Genomic DNA, 19,933 nt, shown 5'->3' with positions numbered 1-19,933 from the left:
CGGCGGCCCGTGGTCGGGGCTCAGATCGCCACGCATACCTGCCCGACGATAACCCTCATCCACCTGGCCGTACGTACCGTGACACTCAACCGAACGCCTGACCGTGGTTGTCGGTGACGGTCGAAGCGGGCATCTCGACCCCGGTCCGGGCGATCGCGTCGAGCAACTGGTCGGCCAGTTCCGGCCGGCAGACCAGCAGATCGGGCAGGCGCGGGTCGGCGCGGTTGTAGCGCAGCGGCGAACCGTCGATCCGGGACGCGTGCATGCCCGCACCCAGCGCCACGGCGACCGGGGCGGCGCTGTCCCACTCGTACTGACCGCCCGCGTGGACGTACGCGTCGACCTCGCCGGTCACCACCGCGCAGACCTTCACACCGGCCGAGCCCATCGGCACGGCGGTGGCGCCGAGCATCTCGACCAGCTCGCCCACGAACGCGGGCGGGCGGCTGCGGCTGACCGCGATCCGGATCGGCCCGTCCGACGCCTTCGGCTGCGGGCAGGTGGTGCCGAGCACGAGCGGCGTACCGTCCACGGTGGTCCGGGCGGGCATGCCGACCGCGCCGGCGACCAGGGCGCCGTCCGGGGCGGCGGAGCGCTGCCAGAGCGCCACGTGCACCGCCCAGTCGTCCCGCCCCTCCTCGGAGAACTCGCGGGTGCCGTCCAGCGGGTCGATGATCCAGACCCGGTCCGCCTCGTGCCGGGGTGCGCGCTCGCCGTCCGCCCACGCGCGGCGCGCGTCGGCCTCCTCCTCGGAGAGCACCGCGTCGGCCGGCCGCAGCCGGGACAGCGCCGCCGTCATCAGCTCGTGCGACGCGCGGTCGCCGGCGTCCTTGAGCGCCTTCGGGTCGGCGAAGCCCTGCCGGTCCCGCAGCGCGGTGAGCGCCTTGCCGGCCTCGGTCGCCAGCCACTGCGCGAACCGCTGGTCGTCGAGCCGTCCCGCCTCGTCCTCGGTCACGAGCCTCATCCCTTGTTCTCCCGGGTCTGCCGCGACCCGTCATCCTTCGGCGTCCGGTCGGACCGGCGCCAGCGTCCGTCGGATCGTAGACAGTCGGGAACTGCTGTCGGATCCCCCGGACGCACCCGGTGACCCGCCCGGCCGCCCGCATGTTGAACTTCGCGTGTATCGCGGTCGGACCCGCCGCGCCAGGCCCTAGGCTCTGCGCATGACCGCCGAGCAGCTGATCTCGTTCGCCCGTGGCGCGCCTTCGCTGGACATCGTCGATGTCGAAGGGCTCAAGGCCGCCGCTGTCCGCGCCTTCGACGCCGACCCCGCCGGGGTCACCGCGTACGGCACCTCCGTCGGCTACCCGCCCTTGCGGAAGTGGATCGCCGAGAAGCACGGTGTCGAGGCCGACCAGGTGCTGATCACCAACGGCTCGTTGCAGGCCGACGCGTTCCTCTTCGACCACCTGGTCCGCCGGGGCGACGCGGTGGTGGTCGAGCGTCCGACGTACGACCGCACGCTGCTCAACCTCAAGCAGATGGGCGGCGAGGTGCACGGCGTGACGGTCCAGCCGGACGGCCTGGACACCGCCGAGCTGCGCAAGCTGCTGGAGTCCGGGGTACGGCCGCGGCTCGCGCACGTGATCCCCAACTACCAGAACCCGGCCGGCGTGACGCTCTCCCTGGAGAAGCGCCGTGAGCTGCTGGACCTGGCCGCCGAGTACGACTTCACGATCTTCGAGGACGACCCGTACGCGGACATCCGGTTCCGCGGCGAGCCGCTGCCGTCGATGTTGTCGATGGACACCCGGGGCGTGGTGGTGCACGCCTCCAGCTTCACCAAGACGGTGTGCCCGGGCGTACGCGTCGGCTACCTGGTCGGCCCGGCCGAGCTGATCGCGGCGATCGCGAAGCGGGCCACGAACCTCTACATCTCGCCGGGCATGGTGGCGCAGGCGATCGTGCACCAGTTCTGCGTCTCCGGCGCGATCGACGAGTCGATCCGGACGGTCCGCTCGGCGCTCGGCGAGCGGTCGGCGGTGCTGGCCGAGTCGCTGCGCCGGCACATCCCGGAGGCCCGGTTCGTGGAGCCGGACGGCGGCTACTTCCTCTGGGTCGAGCTGCCGGAGGACGTCGAGGTCGACCGGCTCGCCCCGGCCGCCGCCGAGCGTGGCGTGGCGGTGGTGAAGGGCAGTGACTTCATGGTCGACGGCGGCCGGCACGCGCTGCGCCTGGCGTACTCGGCGGTGACGGCGGACCGGATCGACGAGGGTGTGCGGCGTCTCGCCGAGGCGATGGCCGCCGTACGCGGCTGATTTTCTGTCGGGTTTCTGACAAAAAGGCCCCGCTGGCCGGTTCGGCACTCCCGCCGGGCCGGCCGGCACCCCACAATGCTGCGAGTGCCGCTCACCTTTGGCAGGTGACCTGCCCGCACGCCGGACGACCGGCCGGGCCGGCGGCACGCCCAGCATCACTCCCGCCCCCAAGGGGTGCCGGGTGGGCCGTGTCGCCCCTCACCCCCCTGACGCGGCCCGGCCCGCCCGGCGCCGCCGCGTGACACCCGTCGCAACCACCGGTTCCCCGCGCCCGCGCCCGCGCTGCGCTTCCCGCCGGTCGGCGTAACCTGCAAGCCGCAGCTCTAGGGAGAGGGGGCGAGAGATGACGGACCGGGTGGCACGCGACCGAACCGCCGGCACCGACGGCAGCCGGGCACTGCGCCCCCGCGCCTGGTCGGCCCCGGTACGCGCGATGTCCCGCATCCTCAACGCCGACGGCTCCCCGCGTACGGCCCAGCCGACCGGCCCGGAGCGCAGCGGCATCGTCGACTGCGGGCTGTACGTCGACGGCGAGCGCCGGCCCGGCCGCCCCCAGTACGCCGACGCGCTTGCCGCGGCCCGGCAGGAGCGGGACGGCTTCGTCTGGCTCGGCCTGCACGAGCCGGACCTGACCGAGATGACCGAGATCGCCGCCACCTTCGGCCTGCACGAACTCGCCGTGGAGGACGCGGTGAAGGCCCAGCAGCGCCCCAAGCTGGAGCACTTCGGCGAGATCGTCTTCCTGGTGCTGCGCACCGCCCGCTACTGCGAGCACACCGAACTGACCGAGAACTCCGAGGTGGTGGAGACCGGCCAGGTGATGCTCTTCATCGGGCCGCACTTCGTGATCAGCGTGCGGCACGGCGACGCCTGCCGGCTGGCGCCGGTGCGCGCCGACCTGGAGGCGAAGCGGGACCTGCTGCGGCAAGGCCCGTGGGCGGTCGCGTACGCGATCACCGACCGGGTGGTGGACCTCTACCTGGAGGTGGCCGACCGGCTGGAGGACGACCTCGACGTGCTGGAGGCGGACGTCTTCGACCGGCAGAGCAGCGGCCGGATCCAGCGGATCTACCAGATGAAGCGGGAACTGGTCGAGTTCAAGCGGGCGGTGGTGCCGCTGCAGCGCCCGCTGATGACGCTCACCGCGCAGGTCAACCGCGCGGTGCCGCAGGAGGTACGGCGCTACTTCCGCGACGTGCAGGACCACCTCAGCCGCACGGTCGAGCAGGTGAACTCCTACGACGACCTGCTCAACTCGATCCTCCAGGCCCGGCTGGCCCAGGTCACCGTCGACCAGAACAACGACATGCGCAAGATCGCCGCCTGGGCCGCGATCGGTGCGGTGTGGACGGCGATCGCCGGCATCTACGGCATGAACTTCGACAACATGCCCGAGCTGAAGTGGACGTACGGCTATCCGGGCGTCTGGGCGCTGATGCTCGCGGCGTCCTTCACGCTCTACCGTCTGTTCCGGCGCAACGGCTGGCTGTAGCCGCCGGGCCCGCGCCACGCCGCCCCGTACACGCGGAAGCGCCGGCCACGCGGGGTGTCCCGCGTGCCGGCGCTGATCCGACGGTACGAGGTCAGCGGCGACCGCCGGCCTTCGCGGCGTTCTTGCCGGCCTGCACGGCCTTGGTGATGTCGTCGGCCGGGCGGCCGGAGACGTCCCGGGCACCCTCGGCGACGGAGGGAACCTGGTCGTTCGGGTGGATCACCGGCTGGCTGCCGGAGGTGGCGGTCGACGCGCTGCTGCCCTTGGCCACCGCCGAGGAACCGGCGCCGGTCGGGCCGGCCTGGGTCACCTTCGCGCTCGCGTCCGGGGTCTCCACCACGATCGTGTCCACGTCCTCCCGCATCGGCTCCAGCTTGTCCCGACCGCTCGCGCCGAGCGTGCCCGTCGCGCCGAGCGTGCCGGTCGGGTCGTACTCGGCCCACTCCTGCTGCTCGCGGCGGCGGCGCATGGCCATCGCACCGGCCAGGCCGGCGACGGTGCCGGCCACCAGCAGGCCCGCGGTCATGCCCCGCGACCTGCGCTGCTTCTTCTTTCCGGGCTTCATGTTCTTCGCCTTCTTGGTCATCGCGGCCTGCTTCTTGGCCATCACCTTGCGGCCGTCCGACGCCTTGCCGGCGGCCTCGACCCGGGCGTTGCGCACGGCCAGCAGCACCGGCGCGAGCGCCGCGGCGGTCGACGCGAACCCGCTGGACGCGCGGTCCCGGACCAGGACCGCGGTCGGCGCGACGGCACCCCGGGCTGCCTGGACCCGCGGGCCGACAGTGGCGCCGGCACCCTTCGCCGCGTGCGTGGCGGCTTGCCTCAGGTGACCGATGCCCTGGTTCAGCTCGACCTTCGCGAGCTGGCCCTGGGTCTTTCGCCGCCCGATTCCAAACACGGTCCCACCTCCTGGGAGTTGTTCCTTCGTCATCCTCCACCTTCGAATGCCTCCGCATGGCCAGATCGGGCACATGGGAGGATCCGCAAGGAACTGAACTACGAGTGAGGAGTACCCGTGGCCGAGGCTGTCTACGCCACCTTGCACACCAACGCCGGCCCGATCCGGCTGGAGCTCTTCCCGAACCACGCGCCGAAGACCGTCCGCAACTTCGTGGAGCTGGCCGAGGGCACCCGGGAGTACATCGACCCGCGTACCGGTCAGCCGGGCAGCGGTCCGTACTACGACGGCACCGTCTCGCACCGCGTGATCAGCGGTTTCATGATTCAGATGGGCGACCCGACCGGCACCGGTCGCGGTGGCCCGGGCTACAAGTTCGCCGACGAGTTCCACCCCGAGCTGCGCTTCGACCGGCCGTACCTGCTGGCGATGGCGAACGCCGGGCCGGGCACCAACGGCTCGCAGTTCTTCATCACGGTGTCGCCCACGCCACACCTGAACAACCGGCACACCATCTTCGGCCAGGTGGCCGACGAGCAGTCCGCGAAGGTGGTCGACTCGATCGCCAACACCCCGACCGGCCCGAGCGACCGGCCGCTGCAGGACGTGGTGATCGAGCGGGTCGAGATCGAGCACAAGCAGTCCTGACCGGCACGCGGGTACCTTTGCTCGCATGACTGAGCGCTCCGGCCAGCCAGGCGACGCCACCGGGGGTCCGGTGCCGACCACTCCGGTCTGCTACCGGCACCCCGGTCGGGAGACGTACATCCGGTGCAGTCGGTGCGACCGGCCGATCTGCACCGAGTGCATGCGGGACGCCTCCGTCGGCCACCAGTGCCCGGAGTGCGTCGCCGAGGGCCGCCGCAGCGTGCGGCCGGCGCGCACCGCCTTCGGTGGCGGTGCCGCCGGCCGCCAGGGCAATGTCACGAAGGCGCTGATCGCGCTGAACGTGGCGATGATGCTGCTGTCCATCCTCTCGGCCCGCAGCGGAACCGCGGTGGCCGGCGGCGGCCTCGGCGGCCTGATGGGCAACGGGACCCCGCTCACCGAGTGGGGGGCGGTGCTGGGCCTGGCGCGCTTCCCCGACGGGCACGTCGGCGGGGTGGCCGACGGCGAGTGGTACCGGCTGGTCACCGCCATGTTCCTGCACTACGGCGTGCTGCACCTGCTGCTGAACATGTGGGCGCTCTGGGTGCTCGGCCGGACGCTGGAGGCGGTGCTCGGGCCGATGCGCTTCCTGGCGCTCTATCTGCTCGCCGGGCTGGGCGGCAACGTCGCGGCGTACGTGTTCACCGAGCCGAACCGCTTCACGGCCGGCGCCTCGACGGCGGTCTTCGGCCTGTTCGCCGCGATCTTCGTGATCATGCGGCGGCTCGGCCGGGACACCTCGGCCATCGTGCCCATTCTGGTGATCAACCTGATCTTCACGTTCACCGTGCCGAGCATCTCGGTGGCCGGGCACCTCGGCGGTCTCGTGGCCGGCGCGCTGGTGGCGCTGGTCCTGGCGTACGCGCCCCGGTCGCGGCGGACCGTGTTCCAGGTGGCGGGCTGCGCCATCGTGCTGGTCGCGTTGATCGGCCTGACCCTGGTCCGGACCGCCGCCCTGCTCGGCTGACCGGCCTCATCGTGCGGCGGGGCGGGCCTCGGTCAGCGCCGCGGCCACCTCGTCCAGCGGCGCGTCCAGGTCACGGCGGCCGAACAGGTGCAGCGACTCCCCCGCGTCGATCTCCAGCGTCTCGGCGGTGATCCCGCGCCGGGCACGCCGGTCCAGGCGGATCGCCTCCACCGCGTCCCACGGCAACCGGCGCCGCCCGGCGAATCCCCGCAGCACGGTCAACCCGTCCGGATCGACGGCGAGGCGGACCGGCGCGACCACGTCGCGCAGCGCCCAGGCGAGCAGGCCGGCGGCGGCCAGCCCGGCGAGCGCCGGCCGGACCGGATCACCGCCGGCGAAGACCAGCCCCAGGGCCAGCAGCGCGAGCGCACCGAGCGCCTTGAGCACCGGCACCTCGCGCGGTACCCGCCACTGCCGGACCGGCGGCGACTGTGGATCCATCCACCCAGCATGCCAGCCGTCCCGGCCGCACGCCGGGAGAGGACGGCCGGTACGGGGAGCACGTAGTATCGGGGCAAGCGAGGTTACCGGGGAGTAGACATGAGTGACGCGGTCATCGTCGGCGCGGTACGGACCCCGGTCGGGCGGCGCAAGGGCAGCCTCGCCGGAGTGCACCCGGTCGACCTCTCGGCGCACGTGCTGCGCGCCCTCGCCGAGCGCACCGGCATCGACCCGGGCCAGGTCGACGACGTCGTGTGGGGCTGTGTGTCGCAGGTCGGCGAGCAGTCCTGGAACGTGGCCCGCAACGCCGTGCTCGCCGCCGGCTGGCCGGAGTCGGTCCCGGGCACCACGCTCGACCGCCAGTGCGGGTCGAGCCAGCAGGCGCTGCACTTCGCCGCCGCGACTGTTCTCTCCGGTCAGGCCGACCTGGTCGTCGCCGGTGGCGTCGAGTCGATGACCCGGGTGCCGATGGGTTCCAGCGTCGCCGGTGGCATGCCGTTCAGCGCGGCGATCCTGGAGCGCTACCGCGGCGTCGAGGGCGTCGCGGAGGACTCCCCGTTGCCGTTCAACCAGGGCGTCGGGGCCGAGCTGATCGCGCAGCGGTGGCGCTTCTCGCGTACCCAGCTCGACGAGTTCGCGCTGGCCAGCCACGAGAAGGCGGCAGCCGCGCAGGACGCGGGCGCGTTCGAGGCCGAGCTGGCCCCGGTGGCGCTCGCCGACGGCGGCAAGTTCTCCGCCGACGAGGGCATCCGCCGCGACACCTCGCTGGCCAAGCTGGGCGAGCTGCCCACCCCGTTCCGCGCCGACGGCGTGGTCACCGCCGGGTCCGCGTCGCAGATCTCCGACGGCGCCGCCGCGCTCGCGGTCACCACCGCCGAGTGGGCCAGCCGGCACGGCCTGCGCCCGCTGGCCCGGGTGCACACCGCGGTGGTCGCCGCCGACGATCCGGTCACCATGCTCACCGCGCCGATCCCGGCCACCGCGAAGGCGCTGCGCCGCGCGGGGCTGGGCATCGAGGAGATCGGGGTGTACGAGGTGAACGAGGCGTTCGCCCCGGTGCCGCTGGCCTGGCTGGCCGAGACCGAGGCGGACCCGGAGCGGCTCAACCCCCGGGGCGGGGCGATCGCGCTCGGTCACCCGCTCGGCGGGTCCGGCGCGCGGATCATGACGACGATGCTCCAGCACATGCGGGACAACGGCATTCGCTACGGCCTCCAGACCATGTGCGAGGGCGGCGGCATGGCCAACGCCACGATCGTCGAGCTGCTCTGACCCGACCGGCCGCCGGTGTCGCACCGCGGGTGCGACTTGCACGTGTGGAAGTTCCAGAAATCGGGCGTGACCCATATCACCCCTGGTCATCGGCTCGTTGGACCGGGCATGGACGTGTTCTCGCGAACGTTCCTTCCGGCCGCCGCCGAGACCGGCCTGGCGACCCAGACCGTCACCCGGCACATGCCGGTGTTCCGCCGGTGCGTCGGCTCCGGCGACGCGACCATCCTGGTCACCCGGTGCAGCCGCCCGGACGACCCGGTGGGCGGCGACTACCTGATGCTCCTCACCCACCGGCGGCTGGTGGTCACCCGGCAGACCCGGGTGCTGCACCGGCTGCGCCTGCACCTCAACACCGAACTGCGCGAGCTGAGCAACGTGACGTGGAGCCCCGACGCCCGCGCGCACAGTGTGGAGCTGGCGGCCACCGCGATCGACGGGGTACGCGAGCGTTTCGTCCTGCGTACCCACCACCCGAAGCAGGTGTGGCAGCTCGACGCACTGCTCAACCACGCCTTCCGCACCCGCCTGCGTACGCCGGCCGAGCGGGTGGTGGCGACCATCGGCGAGTCACCGGCGGGCGCCCGCCCGACGGTGCTCCGGCCCGCCCCGGCCCGCTGACCTTCTCCTTACCTGATCCGAACATTCCCTGACCGGCCCGCCGGTCGCCGGTCGGTCATCATGAGCCGGTGACCACCGCCGCCCCGCCCGGGCTCGTCCTCGTGGTGGAGGACGAGCCGGCCATCGCCGACCTGGTCCGGCTCTACCTGACCCGGGACGGGTTCGGCGTACACCTGGAACGGGACGGCGAGGCCGGGCTGGCCGCCGCGCGGCGCCTGCGCCCGGTGGCCTGCGTGCTCGACATCGCGCTGCCCGGCCTGGCCGGCACCGAGATCTGCCGCCGGCTGCGCGCGGACGGCGACTGGACGCCTGTCATCTTCCTCACCGCCCGCGACGACGAGGTGGACCGCGTCGTCGGCCTGGAGCTGGGCGCCGACGACTACGTCACCAAGCCGTTCAGCCCTCGCGAGCTGCTCGCCCGGCTGCGGGCGGTGCTGCGCCGCACCGCGGGCACGCCCGCCGAGCAGCCCCGCACGCTCGGCGCCGTCACACTCGACCCGGCCCGCCGGACGGTGACCGCCGCCGGTACGCCGGTGCAGCTCACCTCCACCGAGTTCGACCTGCTCGCCCACCTGATGGCGCGTCCCGGCCGGGTGTTCACGCGGGAGGAACTGCTTGCCGGCGTGTGGGGGTACGCGGCGCACGCCGGTACCCGGACCGTCGACGTGCACGTGGCGCAGGTGCGGGCCAAACTCGGCCCGGGCAGCGTGATCCGCACACACCGGGGCGTCGGGTACGCCGCCGATGCCTGAGCAGCCCGCCGTGCCGCCGCCGCCCATGGTGCCGCCGCCGCCCACGGTGCCGATGCCGCGCCGCCCCGGGCGGACCCTCACCGCCCGCGCCGTGCTCGCCACCTGCGCGGTGGCACTGGTGTCGGTCCTCGTCACCGCGCTCGTCGCGGTGCCCCTGGCGGTACGCGGCGCGGAGCGCCGGGACCGGGAGGCGCTGGCCGCCCAGGCCCGCCTAGCCGCCGACGTGCTCCGGGTGCGGGCGGTACGCCAACGCGACGGCGCCGGAGACCGGCTCATCCGGCAGCTGCGTCAGCAGCAGATCGACGTGTACGTGATCCGGGACGGACGGGCCGACCGGCCGGGCCTGCCCGCACCGCTGGTGACGCGGGTCGCCCGCGGCGAGAACGTCTCCGGGCGGCGGCTGGTCGACGGGGAACGCCGGCTGGTCGAGGCGCGGGCGCTGCCCGGCGGGGACGGCGTGGTGCTGACCCGTGCCCGCAGCGCCGCGCCCTGGCGGGAGGTGCTGCGCGGACTCTGGCTGCCGCTGCTCGCCGGACTCGCCGCCGGTGCCGCCGCCGGACTGCTGCTCGCCCGCCGGCTGGCCCGGCCGATCCGTACCGCCGCCACCGCCGCCGCGCGGCTGCGCGCCGGGGACCGGGCGGTCCGGGTGCCGGTCGAGCCGCCCGACGAGGTGGCCGACCTGGCGCACGCGCTGAACGGCCTGGCCGCCGCGCTCGCCACGAGCGAGGGGCGGCAGCGCGAGTTCCTGCTCTCCGTCTCGCACGAGTTGCGGACCCCGCTCACCGCCATCCGTGGCTACGCCGAGGCGCTGGCCGACGGGGTGATCGAGGCCGATGCGGTGCCGGCGACCGGCCGGACCGTGCTCGCCGAGGCCGAACACCTGGACCGGCTGGTCCGTGACCTGCTGGCGCTGGCCCGGCTGGAGGCGGTCGACTTCCCGCTGGAACCGGTGCCGGTCGACCTGACCGGGCTCGCCGCCGACGCGGAGCGTGCCTGGTCCGGCCGGTGTGCGGCGCTCGGGGTGCCGTTCCGGCTGGAGACACCGGGGGTGCCGGTGCCGGCATACACCGACCCGGGCCGGATCCGGCAGGTCGTGGACGGACTGCTGGAGAACGCGCTGCGGGTCGTACCCCCGGGCGCGCCGGTGGTGCTCGCGGTCCGGGCCGACGGCCCGGCGGGCGGCGGCGTGCTGGAGGTCCGGGACGGCGGACCCGGCTTCACCGACGACGACCTGCGGGTGGCGTTCGAGCGTGGCGCGCTGCACGAGCGGTACCGGGGGGTGCGCAAGGTGGGCAGCGGGCTCGGCCTGGCGCTCGCCGCCGGGCTGGTCCGCCGGCTCGGCGGGGACATCGCCGCCGGGCACGCCCCGGAGGGCGGGGCCGCGTTCACCGTCCGGGTGCCGCCGGATCCTTACCGGGCTCGAACATCGGCTTGACCGTCTCCTCGCATCGGTGCGGAACGCTCGGCTCGTCACCGCGAGGAGAGGACCACTGATGGCACGTCAGCGAATCGTCACCGGCGCCACCGCACTGCTCGCCGCAGCGGCGCTCGGGCTGGCCGGGTGCGGCGCGACCCGGTCCGGCCCGGCGCCGGACGACGCGGTCGAGGTGAGCGCCGCCCTGGGCGCGGACGGCCAGGCGCTCGCCGCGCTCGGCCTGGACGCCGGGGAACTGGACGTGGACCCGGTCGCCGCGCCGGCCCCCTCCGGCACCCCGCAGGCCGGGCCGGACGGCAAGGGCGAGCGGGCGAAGAAGGGCCACGAGCGGCACCGGGCCCGGGTGTTGCTGCGGCGCAACACGCTGCACGGCGAGGCGGTGGTGAAGACCAGGGACGGCGGTACGAAGACGGTCGCGGTCCAGCGCGGCGAGGTGACAGCGATCGACGACAGGTCGATGACCGTCAAGTCCACCGACGGTTTCACAGTGACGTGGACGTTCGGCGAGAAACTGCGGGTGGTCGAGCGCCGGACCACGATCCGATCGAGCGATATCAAGATCGGTACGACGGTCGGGGTGGCCGGTGCCAAGGAGGGCGACCGGAGCGTGGCCCGGCTCGTGGTCGTACCACTTCGTCAGGAATAGGGTGCCCGGGCTGTCGTGACCTGAGCAATGTGCCAGGCTACGCTATGCCCCGACCTGCCATCGCCTCCGTGGAGATTCCGTGAAGCTCTCGATCCTCATGCCGGTCTACAACGAGGAAGAACGTATCGCGGATGCCCTCAAGCAGGCATTGGCGGTGGACTACCCCTGCGAGATCGAGCTCGTCGTCGTGGACGACGGCAGCCGGGACGGCACCGGCGAGGTCCTCGGCCGCGTGGACGACGCCCGCCTGCGGGTGATCACCCACCAGCGCAACGCCGGCAAGGGCGCGGCCATCAAGACCGCCGTCGACAGCGCCGAGGGTGAGTACATGGTCATCCTCGACGCCGACCTGGAGTACGACCCGCAGGACATCCCGCGCCTGCTGGAGCCCGTGCTCGACGGCCGGGCCACAGTCGTCTACGGCAACCGGACCTTCGGCAGCCACAGCTCGTACAGCTTCTGGTACGTGATGGGCAACAAGGGCGTCACGCTCGCCGCGAACGTGCTCTACAACTCCTACATCGGCGACCTGGAGACCTGCTTCAAGCTGATGCCGCTGGAGCTGTACCGCTCGCTCCAGGTCCGCTCCCGTGGCTTCGGCATGGAGGCCGAGGTCACCGGCAAGCTGCTGCGCCGCCGCATCCGCCCGTACGAGGTGCCGATCAGCTACCGCGCGCGGGGCCGCGAGGAGGGCAAGAAGATCACCTGGAAGGACGGCGTCGAGGCGATCTGGATCCTGGCCCGCGAGCGCGCCCGCCGCCGCCCGGCCGGTCCCGCCGCCGCGCACTGAGCCGTCGACGGAACCCCGCGAGCCCGGCACGAGCCGAGGTCGCGGGGTTCCGTCGTGTCCGGACCGCTCAGCCGAGGAACGCGTCGACCGAGCGGCGCAGCCCGGCGGCGTCCAGGCCGTGCCAGCGTTCGTGGTCGTCGGCGGTGCCGTAGCGGCGCAGGTCCCTGCGGCCCACCCCGAGCGCCAGCAGCCGGTGCGGCCGGTCGGCCAGCGCCTCCGACACCACCCGCGTCGAGGTGCCCGCCAGGTACGGCTCGACCAGAACCACCTCAGTCGCGGCGAGCGCCCGCAGCCCGGCCGTGTCGAACGGCCGCGGCCGATGGGTGTACGCCACCGTGACCGGCCGGTCGGCGACCGCGGCCACCGCCGCGTCCAGCACCGGACCGACCGCCACCAGCAGCGGCGCGCCCGGCCCGGCGTCCCGGACCACGTGCAGGTCACCCGCCTGCGGGTACGCCCGCGCGTTGGCCTGGATCGACAACCGCAGGTACGCCGAGTCCTGCCCGCACACCACGTCGCGCAGCAGCGGCCGGACCTCGTCCGGGTGCCCCGGCACGTGCACCGTCCAGCCGTCCAGCGTGTCCAGCAAGGCCACGTCCGCCGGGCCGAGGTGGGTGCGTCCCGCCTCCGCCCGGTCGTACGAGCCGCCGATGCCGACGAGCACCGCGCCGACGCCCTGGTGGTCGAGGTCCAGCTTGATCTGCTCGTACGCCCGCTCGCCCAGGAACGGGGCGTAGCTGTGCACGATCGGCCGCTGCCCGGTCAGCGCCAGCCCACCGGCGACGCCGACCATCAACTGCTCCCGGATGCCCACGTTCACCACCCGGTCCGGGTAGCGGGCGGCGGCCGGCTCGAACGCGGCGGCGGAGATGTCGGCGAGCACGACAGTCGTCCGCGGATCGGCGAGCACCTCCTCGGTGCTGGTCACGAACGCGTCCCGCATGGTGCTGGTCATTGTCACTCCCCGTCCGTGACGACCGCGACGACGACGTGCGGCCGGTGATCGTCGTGCCCGGTGAGGGCGGCGTGCAGGGCGTCGTGGTCGCGCCCGTCCACTGTTGCGGCGCTCCACCCGTTCACCGTGAACCGGCTCGCCGCGCCGCCCGGCCAGCCGTACGTGGCCGAGCGGTTGTCCAGCACGATCGCGGTCAGGTTGCCGAGCCCGGTCGCGCCCGCGTATGCGATCGCCTCGTGGTTGGAGCCCTCGTCCAGCTCGGCGTCGCCGAGCAGCACGTACACCCGGGGTTCGGTGCGGTCCTGGGCCCGCAGCCCGAGCGCGGTGCCCACGCCCAGCCCGAGCCCGTGGCCGAGCGAACCGGAACCGATCTCGACGCCCGGCACCAGCGTGCGGTCCGGGTGGTCGCCGAGCCGGCTCGCCGGGCCGCCCTGGTCGTCCAGCCACTCGGGCGGTACGAAGCCGCGGGCGGCGAGCAGCGCGTAGTACCCGGCGACCGCGTGGCCCTTGGAGAGCAGGAAGCGGTCCCGGTCCGGGTCGTCCAGGGTGGCCGGGGTGATCCGGAGCACCCGGTCGTAGAGCACCTGGAGCACGTCGAGCGTCGAGTACACGTTGGCGCCGAACTCGCGGCCGGCGCGCACCCGGTCCAGGAGCGTGCCCAGATCAGTGGCAGTGGTCGTCGTCATACCGTTAGCCTCGGACTTGAAGCGAACTTCAACTCAAGGCCGTGTGATGCACGAAGCAACACTGACCATCGGGCAGCTCGCCGACCGCAGTGGCGTCGCCCCCTCGGCGCTGCGCTACTACGAGCGGCTCGGCCTGATCCACGCCGCCCGCACCGGCGGCAACCAGCGCCGCTACGCCCGCACCGAGCTGCGCCGGGTCGCGTTCATCCGGATCTCCCAGCAGGTGGGTGTCTCGCTGGAGGAGATCCGGGCGGCGCTGGACTCGCTGCCGGCGGGGCGTACCCCCACCCCCGACGACTGGGCCGCGCTGTCACGCGCGTGGCGGGACCGGCTGGACGAGCGGATCCGGCTGCTCGGCAAGCTCCGCGACGACCTGGACGGCTGCATCGGCTGCGGCTGCCTGTCGTTGCAGCGCTGCACGCTCTACAACCCCGGCGATTCGCTCGCCGCCGAGGGCCCCGGCCCGCGCCTCATGCTCCCGCCTTCCGGCCAGGGCTGACCCTCACCGGACCAGCAGCACCTTGCCCAGGTGGTCGTTCGTCTCCACCAGGCGGTGCGCGGCGGCGGCGTCGGCCATGTCCACCCGGGCGTGCACCACCGGCCGGATCCGGCCCGCCTCCACCAGGGGCCACACCTGCTCGCGTACGCCCCGGGCGATCGCCGCCTTCTGTTCGACCGGGCGGGACCGCAGCGCGGTCGCGTGCACCGCCGCCCGCTTCGCCAGCAGCATCCCCAGGTCGAGTTCGCCCTTGCGGCCGCCCTGCATGCCGATCACCACGAGCCGGCCGCCGGTCGCCAGCGCCGCCACGTTCCGGGGCAGGTAGGACGCGCCCATGATGTCCAGGATCACGTCCGCGCCCCGGCCGTCGGTGACCCGGCGTACCTCGTCCACGAAGTCCTGCTCGCGGTAGTCGATCGTGTGGGCGGCGCCCAGCTCACGCAGCCGCTCGTGCTTCGCCGAACGGGCGGTCACCACCACCGTCGCGCCCAGCGCCACGCCCAGCTGGATCGCGAACGTGCCGATCCCGCTGCCGCCGCCGTGCACCAGCAGCGTGTCGCCCTCGGCCAGCCGGGCCAGGTCCACCACGTTCGACCAGACCGTGCAGGCCACCTCCGGCAGCGCCGCCGCGTCGACCAGATCCACCCCGGCCGGCACCGGCAGCAACTGCCCGGCCGGCACCGCGACCTGCTCGGCGTAGCCGCCGCCGGCGAGCAGCGCGCACACCTCCTGGCCCACCGACCAGCCGGTCACGCCGGGACCGAGCGCACGCACTGTCCCCGAACACTCCAGACCGGGGTACGCGGACGCGCCCGGCGGCGGTGGGTAGTGCCCCTGCCGCTGCAACAGGTCGGCCCGGTTCACCGCGCTGGCACGCACCTCCACGACCACCTCACCGGGGCCGGGCTCCGGGTCCGGCACGTGGGTCCAGACGAGCGCCTCGGGTCCGCCGGGTTCGGTGATCGTGATCGCGCGCATGACTCAGTCTTACCCGATCTGCCCGTCGCCGCGCAGGTGCACCGCCCGGGGGAGCCGCCGCGCCGGCCCCGCCGGCCACTGTGGACCTGCCGGCGGCCATGATTCCGCTGATCAGCACCACTGCCGGGCTCTCCCGCGCGCACCCGTTCTCGCACCGGAGGTGGGACGGCGGCTTGCCCGGTACGGCGTTCGTGGCAGACTGGTCCCCGGTCGCGCACCCCTCGGGGGCGTGCCGGGAGGGTTCGCCTAGTGGCCGATGGCGCTGGTCTTGAAAACCGGTAAGGCAGCGATGTCTTCGTGGGTTCGAATCCCACACCCTCCGCCCACTCCCACCTCGCCGTCGGTCGGCCGCGCGTGCGGACGCATCGGCGTGTCGCCCCGGAAGTAACCATCGCCTCTGCGGCTTATGCCTCTGGGTCATAAATATGACCGAGAGTCATAAGCGTCTTGGGTGCATTCTTCTTCCGGCGACCGGCGACCGGCGACCGGCGACCGGCGACCGGCGACCGGCGACCGGCGACCGGCGACCGGCGACCGGCGACCGGCGACCGGCGACCCGGGCGGTCGTAGGCTGCGGGGTGCGGCGACGGCGGGAGGGCCTGGTGGCGGAGACGACGACGGTGGCCGGGGTGACGGCCGAGCTGGCCGCGCTCGACGATCCGAAGATCCGCGCGGTCAACGAGCGGCACGGCGACGACCACGGGGTCAACCTGGGCAAGCTGCGGGCGATCGCGAAACGGCTGAAGACGCAGCAGGACCTCGCGCGCGAGCTGTGGGCGACCGGGGACAGCGCGGCACGGCTGCTGGCGCTGCTGACCTGCCGGCCGAAGGCGTACGGGCGGGACGAGCTGGACGCGATGCTGCGCGAGGCGCGTACGCCGAAGGTGCACGACTGGCTCGTCAACTACGTGGTGAAGAAGAGCCCGTACGCGGAACCGCTGCGCCTGGCCTGGTCGGCCGATCCCGATCCGGTGGTGGCGAGCGCCGGCTGGGCGCTGACCACCGAGCGCGCGGAACCCGGACGGGCTGGACCTGGCCGGTCTGCTCGACATGATCGAGGCGGAGATGGCCGGTGCGCCGGAGCGCCTCCAGTGGGCGATGAACCACTGCCTGGCGCAGATCGGGATCGAGCACGCCGCGTACCGGGACCGCGCGATCGGCATCGGCGAGCGGCTCGGGGTGCTCAAGGACTACCCGACGCCGCCGGGCTGCACGTCGCCGTACGCGCCGGTCTGGATCAACGAGATGGTGCGCCGACAGCACGGCGGCGCGGACAACGGGGTATGAAGGGGCGCAGGACATTCGCGTACCCGGAAGGACCGTTTCGATGACCCTGGAACGACCGATCGCCCCGGACCCGTACGAGCTGCTGCCGACGGTGCCGTCGTTCGACCTGACCAGCGACGACGTGCACAACGGCGAGCCGATGGACGCGCGGTACGCGCACGGGAGCACCGGCGGCGAGAACGTCTCACCGCAGCTGTCCTGGTCGGGCTTCCCGGCCGAGACCAGGAGCTTCGTGGTCACCTGCTTCGACCCGGACGCACCGACCGGCAGCGGCTTCTGGCACTGGGTGCTGGTGAACCTGCCCGCGTCCGTCACCGAGCTGCCCACCGGCGTGCGTGAGGCCGACCTCGGCGGCGCGTTCAGCGTCCGCAACGACTACGGCGACACCGGCTACGGGGGCGCGGCGCCGCCCGCCGGGGACCGTCCGCACCGGTACGTGTTCGCGGTGCACGCGGTGGACGTGGACCGTCTCGACATCCCCGCCGGGGCCAGCCCGGCCTTCGTCGGCTTCAACCTGGCGTTCCACACCCTGGCCCGGGCGGTCATCCGCCCCACGTACCAGATCAAGGAGTGACGGGCGGCCGGGGGCCGTCGCGGCCCCCGGCCCTCAGGCCGGTACGCGGGCGACAGCGAAGACGGACTGGCCGAAGGGCGGCCGGACGCGCTGCTCGGCGGCCTTGGTGACCGGCAGTACGAGCGTGTCGTACACCTTCACCATCGGGCCCTCCTTCGGCATCAGCCGGAAGACCTTGGTGGCCATGAAGTAGCCGATCAGGCCGAGCGCGTTGGCGTAGTGGATCCGCTCGACCGTGAGGCCGGCCTCGGTCATCGCCGCGGCGAGCGTCTTCTTCGTGTAGCGGCGGACGTGGCCGGTGGCGATGTCGGCGGGGCTCATGGCGAACTGGAACGCCGGCACGATGATGACCACGGCGCCGCCGGGGCGGACCAGGTCGCGCATGCTGCGCAGCGCGCCCACGTGGTCGTCGATGTGCTCGAGCACGTTGTAGGACACGGCCGCGCTGTAGTCGCCGCGTTCGTGGTGCGGGAGGAGCATCTGCCGGACCTCGACGCCCGGGTGGTCGGACAGCCGCTCCTTGAGCTGGACCAGCCGGTCCGGGTCGGCCTCGGTGGCGGTGATCCGGGGTGCGTACGCCGCCCACGCGGAGGCGTAGTCGCCCAGGCCGCTGCCGATCTCGATCGGGTTGTCACCGAGGTAGGGCACCGCCAGCTCGACGAACCACTGCCGGTGGTTGACCGCTGTCGCGAGGCCTTCGAGCACCTCGGACTGGACGCGCTGATCCCCAGTGATTTCTGCCATGCGTCGATTCCTCACGATATGACTGACCCGCGCCTGGACCGTCAGAGTCAACCATCTGGATGACCGAGGGGGAAATCGGGGGACGGATAGGGGGCCGAATTGTGATGCGGAGGGGTGCCTGATCGGCGGTCGGCGAACTCGGTACATAGTACGTGAGTCTGCGGAACATTGCACCTGCCGGTCATTCCCTGACTACGCTCTGAAATGTCATGACTACTCCGGAATCAGCGGCGGACCCGACGAAAGCGGGGCAGGGTAGGCGGATCGACGCGCTCGCCGTGCTCAGCTTCGTGCTGCTCGCGTTCTGGGTGACCGCTCGGCTGTGGATCGACCCGCGCAACGGCATTCGGGACAATCGGACAGATCAGGCGCAATTCGAATGGATGATGGCGCATGGTGCGCGAGTCGTCACTGATTTCGCCTATCCGTTCACCTCGGACCGGATGAATGTGCCGGATGTCGTCAATCTCATGGCTAATACGTCCGTATTATCCGTTTCATTGCCGCTGACCCCGATCACGCTCTGGGCGGGTCCGCGCTGGTCCTTTCTGATTTTCCTCACTCTCGGGCTCGCCGCCACCGGCGTGTCCTGGTATTTCCTGCTCTCCCGAGTTGTCGTGAAGTCCCGTGGCCCGGCCTGGCTCGGTGCCGCCTTCTGCGCGTTCGCGCCGGCGATGATCTCGCACGCCAACTCGCACCCCAACATCGTCAGCCAGTACGTGGTGCCGCTGATCATCTGGCGGACGCTGCGCCTGGCCGAACCTGGGCGCTGGCTGCGCAACGGCGTCCTGCTCGGCCTGGTGATCGTCTGGCAGGCGTTCCTCAACCTGGAGATCCTGCTGATGACCGCCATCGGGCTCGGCGTGGTGGTGCTCGCGCTGGCGCTCGGGCGGCCCGCCCTCCGGTCGGCGGCCCGCCCCTTCGCCGCCGGGCTCGGGGTGGCCGCTGTGGTCGCCGGCGCGCTGCTCGCGTACCCGCTCTGGGTCCAGTTCTTCGGCCCGGGCGCGTACAGCGGGCTCTCCACGCTGATCCGGGGCTACTCCACCGACCTCGCCGCGTACGTGGCCTGGTCGCGCGAGTCGCTCGCGGGCGACGCCCGGGGCAGCGAACCGCTCGTCAAGAACGCCACCGAGGAGAACGCGTTCTTCGGCTGGCCGCTGGTGATCCTGGTGATCGCGCTGGTCTGGTGGATGCGCCGCAACGCCGTGGTGCTCGGGCTGGCGGCGGTCGGGCTCGTGTTCGCGCTCTTCTCGCTCGGCCGGGAGATCCGCTACGACGGGCAGGACACCGGCATCCCCGGCCCCTGGGCCGCGCTGGAGAACCTGCCGGTCCTGCACTCGGTGGTGCCCACCCGCTGGTCGCTCGCGCTCACCCCGATCATCGGCGTGCTGCTCGCGTTCGGCGCCGAGCGGGTCCGGCGGCTGGCCGTACGGCACCCGGACGCGCGCGACCAGATCCGGTTCGCCACTGTCACCGTGCTCGCCATGGCGCTGCTGCCGATCCTGCCCACCCCGCTGCCGGCCAAGCGCCTCGACCCGACCCCGGCGTTCGTCACCTCCGGCGCCTGGCGTCCCTACGTCGCCGACGGGCGGAGCATCGTCACGCTGCCGCTGCCCGACACCACGTACGCGGTCCCGCTGCGCTGGTCCGCCGAGACCCGGCTGGACATGCCGCTGGCCCGCGGCTACTTCCTCTATCCGGACACCCGCCCCGGCGGGGACCGGATCGCCCTGTTCACCGCGCCGCCGCGCCCGACGAGCACGTTCTTCGAGACGGTACGGCGCACCGACGCGGTTCCGCCGATCACGCCGCAGGACCGGGTGGCCGCCGTGGACGACCTGCGCTACTGGCGGGCCGGCGCGGTGATCCTCGATCCCCGGCTGCCGCAGGCCGAGGCGCTGCGCCGGGCGATGACCGAGCTGAGCGGGATCACGCCGAGGCGTACCGGCGGGGTGTGGTTGTGGGACGTCCGGCCGCTGGCCGACTGAGC

Annotated in this window: 21 protein-coding genes, 1 tRNA gene and 1 pseudogene; 16 read left to right on the top strand and 7 right to left on the bottom strand. The window is 72.9% G+C overall.

The genetic code is table 11. The features are described 5' to 3' along the window. Positions 1-85 precede the first annotated feature (85 nt). Positions 86-964 carry a 3'(2'),5'-bisphosphate nucleotidase CysQ gene (locus tag ACQP26_RS29770; RefSeq protein WP_269703500.1) on the bottom strand — a complete coding sequence of 293 codons (879 nt, stop codon included), beginning with the start codon at positions 962-964 and terminating at the stop codon, positions 86-88. 199 nt (positions 965-1,163) lie between these two features. Between ACQP26_RS29770 and ACQP26_RS29765 the strand changes: the two genes are divergently transcribed. Both ACQP26_RS29765 and corA read left to right on the top strand, forming a co-directional pair. Next, positions 1,164-2,258: a PLP-dependent aminotransferase family protein gene (locus ACQP26_RS29765; RefSeq protein ID WP_269703502.1), complete on the top strand. Its 1,095-nt coding sequence runs from the start codon at positions 1,164-1,166 to the stop codon at positions 2,256-2,258. Positions 2,259-2,601: 343 nt separating this feature from the next. Beyond that, a complete protein-coding gene (gene corA, locus ACQP26_RS29760) occupies positions 2,602-3,750 on the top strand; it encodes a magnesium/cobalt transporter CorA (RefSeq protein WP_433494562.1) in 1,149 nt (382 codons plus the stop codon). 91 nt (positions 3,751-3,841) lie between these two features. Here the strand turns inward: corA and ACQP26_RS29755 are convergent, their stop codons facing one another. After that, complete coding sequence (locus ACQP26_RS29755) at positions 3,842-4,681, bottom strand: hypothetical protein (protein WP_269703504.1); 840 nt, start codon at positions 4,679-4,681, stop codon at positions 3,842-3,844. 84 nt (positions 4,682-4,765) lie between these two features. On the opposite strand from ACQP26_RS29755, the gene ACQP26_RS29750 reads away from it, so the two are divergent. Both ACQP26_RS29750 and ACQP26_RS29745 read left to right on the top strand, forming a co-directional pair. Beyond that, a complete protein-coding gene (locus ACQP26_RS29750; protein WP_194800379.1) occupies positions 4,766-5,296 on the top strand; it encodes a peptidylprolyl isomerase in 531 nt (176 codons plus the stop codon). A gap of 25 nt (positions 5,297-5,321) precedes the next feature. After that, positions 5,322-6,263 (top strand): rhomboid family intramembrane serine protease, encoded by a 942-nt coding sequence (locus tag ACQP26_RS29745; protein ID WP_433494561.1) that lies wholly within the window; start codon positions 5,322-5,324, stop codon positions 6,261-6,263. A 6-nt stretch (positions 6,264-6,269) separates the two neighbouring features. Here the strand turns inward: ACQP26_RS29745 and ACQP26_RS29740 are convergent, their stop codons facing one another. Beyond that, a complete protein-coding gene (locus tag ACQP26_RS29740; RefSeq protein WP_269703506.1) occupies positions 6,270-6,704 on the bottom strand; it encodes a PH domain-containing protein in 435 nt (144 codons plus the stop codon). Positions 6,705-6,803: 99 nt separating this feature from the next. Between ACQP26_RS29740 and ACQP26_RS29735 the strand changes: the two genes are divergently transcribed. From ACQP26_RS29735 to ACQP26_RS29710, 6 genes are all read left to right on the top strand, one after another. Further along, a complete protein-coding gene (locus tag ACQP26_RS29735; protein WP_262013003.1) occupies positions 6,804-7,976 on the top strand; it encodes a thiolase family protein in 1,173 nt (390 codons plus the stop codon). Positions 7,977-8,084: 108 nt separating this feature from the next. Then, positions 8,085-8,597 carry a hypothetical protein gene (locus tag ACQP26_RS29730; protein ID WP_013289256.1) on the top strand — a complete coding sequence of 171 codons (513 nt, stop codon included), beginning with the start codon at positions 8,085-8,087 and terminating at the stop codon, positions 8,595-8,597. Positions 8,598-8,665: 68 nt separating this feature from the next. Further along, positions 8,666-9,349, top strand: a complete 684-nt coding sequence (locus ACQP26_RS29725; protein ID WP_269703507.1) for a response regulator transcription factor — start codon at positions 8,666-8,668, stop codon at positions 9,347-9,349. Continuing rightward, complete coding sequence (locus tag ACQP26_RS29720; RefSeq protein WP_433494560.1) at positions 9,342-10,784, top strand: sensor histidine kinase; 1,443 nt, start codon at positions 9,342-9,344, stop codon at positions 10,782-10,784. The genes ACQP26_RS29725 and ACQP26_RS29720 overlap by 8 nt, the downstream gene beginning before the upstream one ends. Positions 10,785-10,842: 58 nt before the next feature. Beyond that, positions 10,843-11,430, top strand: a complete 588-nt coding sequence (locus tag ACQP26_RS29715; RefSeq protein ID WP_433494559.1) for a hypothetical protein — start codon at positions 10,843-10,845, stop codon at positions 11,428-11,430. A gap of 79 nt (positions 11,431-11,509) precedes the next feature. Then, positions 11,510-12,220, top strand: coding sequence for a glycosyltransferase family 2 protein (locus ACQP26_RS29710; RefSeq protein WP_135242490.1), 711 nt, complete (start codon positions 11,510-11,512; stop codon positions 12,218-12,220). A 67-nt stretch (positions 12,221-12,287) separates the two neighbouring features. Here ACQP26_RS29710 and ACQP26_RS29705 read toward each other — a convergent pair whose 3' ends face one another. Both ACQP26_RS29705 and ACQP26_RS29700 read right to left on the bottom strand, forming a co-directional pair. Continuing rightward, positions 12,288-13,163, bottom strand: coding sequence for a transketolase family protein (locus ACQP26_RS29705; RefSeq protein ID WP_433496228.1), 876 nt, complete (start codon positions 13,161-13,163; stop codon positions 12,288-12,290). Positions 13,164-13,177: 14 nt separating this feature from the next. Continuing rightward, positions 13,178-13,861 (bottom strand): transketolase, encoded by a 684-nt coding sequence (locus ACQP26_RS29700; RefSeq protein ID WP_433494558.1) that lies wholly within the window; start codon positions 13,859-13,861, stop codon positions 13,178-13,180. A gap of 46 nt (positions 13,862-13,907) precedes the next feature. On the opposite strand from ACQP26_RS29700, the gene soxR reads away from it, so the two are divergent. After that, the gene (gene soxR / locus ACQP26_RS29695) at positions 13,908-14,360 is read left to right on the top strand and encodes a redox-sensitive transcriptional activator SoxR (protein ID WP_433494557.1); all 453 of its coding nucleotides are present in this window, start codon (positions 13,908-13,910) and stop codon (positions 14,358-14,360) included. A 3-nt stretch (positions 14,361-14,363) separates the two neighbouring features. On the opposite strand, the gene ACQP26_RS29690 is transcribed toward soxR, so the two are convergent. Next, positions 14,364-15,338, bottom strand: coding sequence for an NAD(P)H-quinone oxidoreductase (locus tag ACQP26_RS29690; RefSeq protein ID WP_433494556.1), 975 nt, complete (start codon positions 15,336-15,338; stop codon positions 14,364-14,366). Between the two features lie 235 nt (positions 15,339-15,573). Here ACQP26_RS29690 and ACQP26_RS29685 point away from each other — a divergent pair. The 4 genes and pseudogenes from ACQP26_RS29685 to ACQP26_RS29670 all read left to right on the top strand — a co-directional run bounded on the left by ACQP26_RS29685 (position 15,574) and on the right by ACQP26_RS29670 (position 17,199). Further along, a tRNA-Ser gene (locus ACQP26_RS29685) sits at positions 15,574-15,660 on the top strand. A 103-nt stretch (positions 15,661-15,763) separates the two neighbouring features. Continuing rightward, positions 15,764-16,294, top strand: a pseudogene (locus ACQP26_RS29680) (DNA alkylation repair protein); the annotation flags it as partial. A 94-nt stretch (positions 16,295-16,388) separates the two neighbouring features. Then, the gene (locus ACQP26_RS29675; protein WP_433496237.1) at positions 16,389-16,625 is read left to right on the top strand and encodes a hypothetical protein; all 237 of its coding nucleotides are present in this window, start codon (positions 16,389-16,391) and stop codon (positions 16,623-16,625) included. Positions 16,626-16,665: 40 nt separating this feature from the next. Beyond that, entirely contained in the window at positions 16,666-17,199 is a 534-nt protein-coding gene (locus ACQP26_RS29670; RefSeq protein WP_350816496.1) for a YbhB/YbcL family Raf kinase inhibitor-like protein, read from the top strand. Positions 17,200-17,232: 33 nt separating this feature from the next. On the opposite strand, the gene ACQP26_RS29665 is transcribed toward ACQP26_RS29670, so the two are convergent. After that, positions 17,233-17,943 carry a class I SAM-dependent methyltransferase gene (locus tag ACQP26_RS29665; protein WP_433494555.1) on the bottom strand — a complete coding sequence of 237 codons (711 nt, stop codon included), beginning with the start codon at positions 17,941-17,943 and terminating at the stop codon, positions 17,233-17,235. A 209-nt stretch (positions 17,944-18,152) separates the two neighbouring features. Here ACQP26_RS29665 and ACQP26_RS29660 point away from each other — a divergent pair, with 209 nt between their 5' ends. Next, entirely contained in the window at positions 18,153-19,931 is a 1,779-nt protein-coding gene (locus ACQP26_RS29660; protein ID WP_433494554.1) for a hypothetical protein, read from the top strand. Positions 19,932-19,933 lie beyond the last annotated feature (2 nt).

The organism is Micromonospora sp. CA-248089 (assembly GCF_050948515.1).
Classification (GTDB): domain Bacteria; phylum Actinomycetota; class Actinomycetes; order Mycobacteriales; family Micromonosporaceae; genus Micromonospora.
Note: the sequence above shows the minus strand (reverse complement) of the source record. Positions and strands in the feature narration are given on the sequence as shown.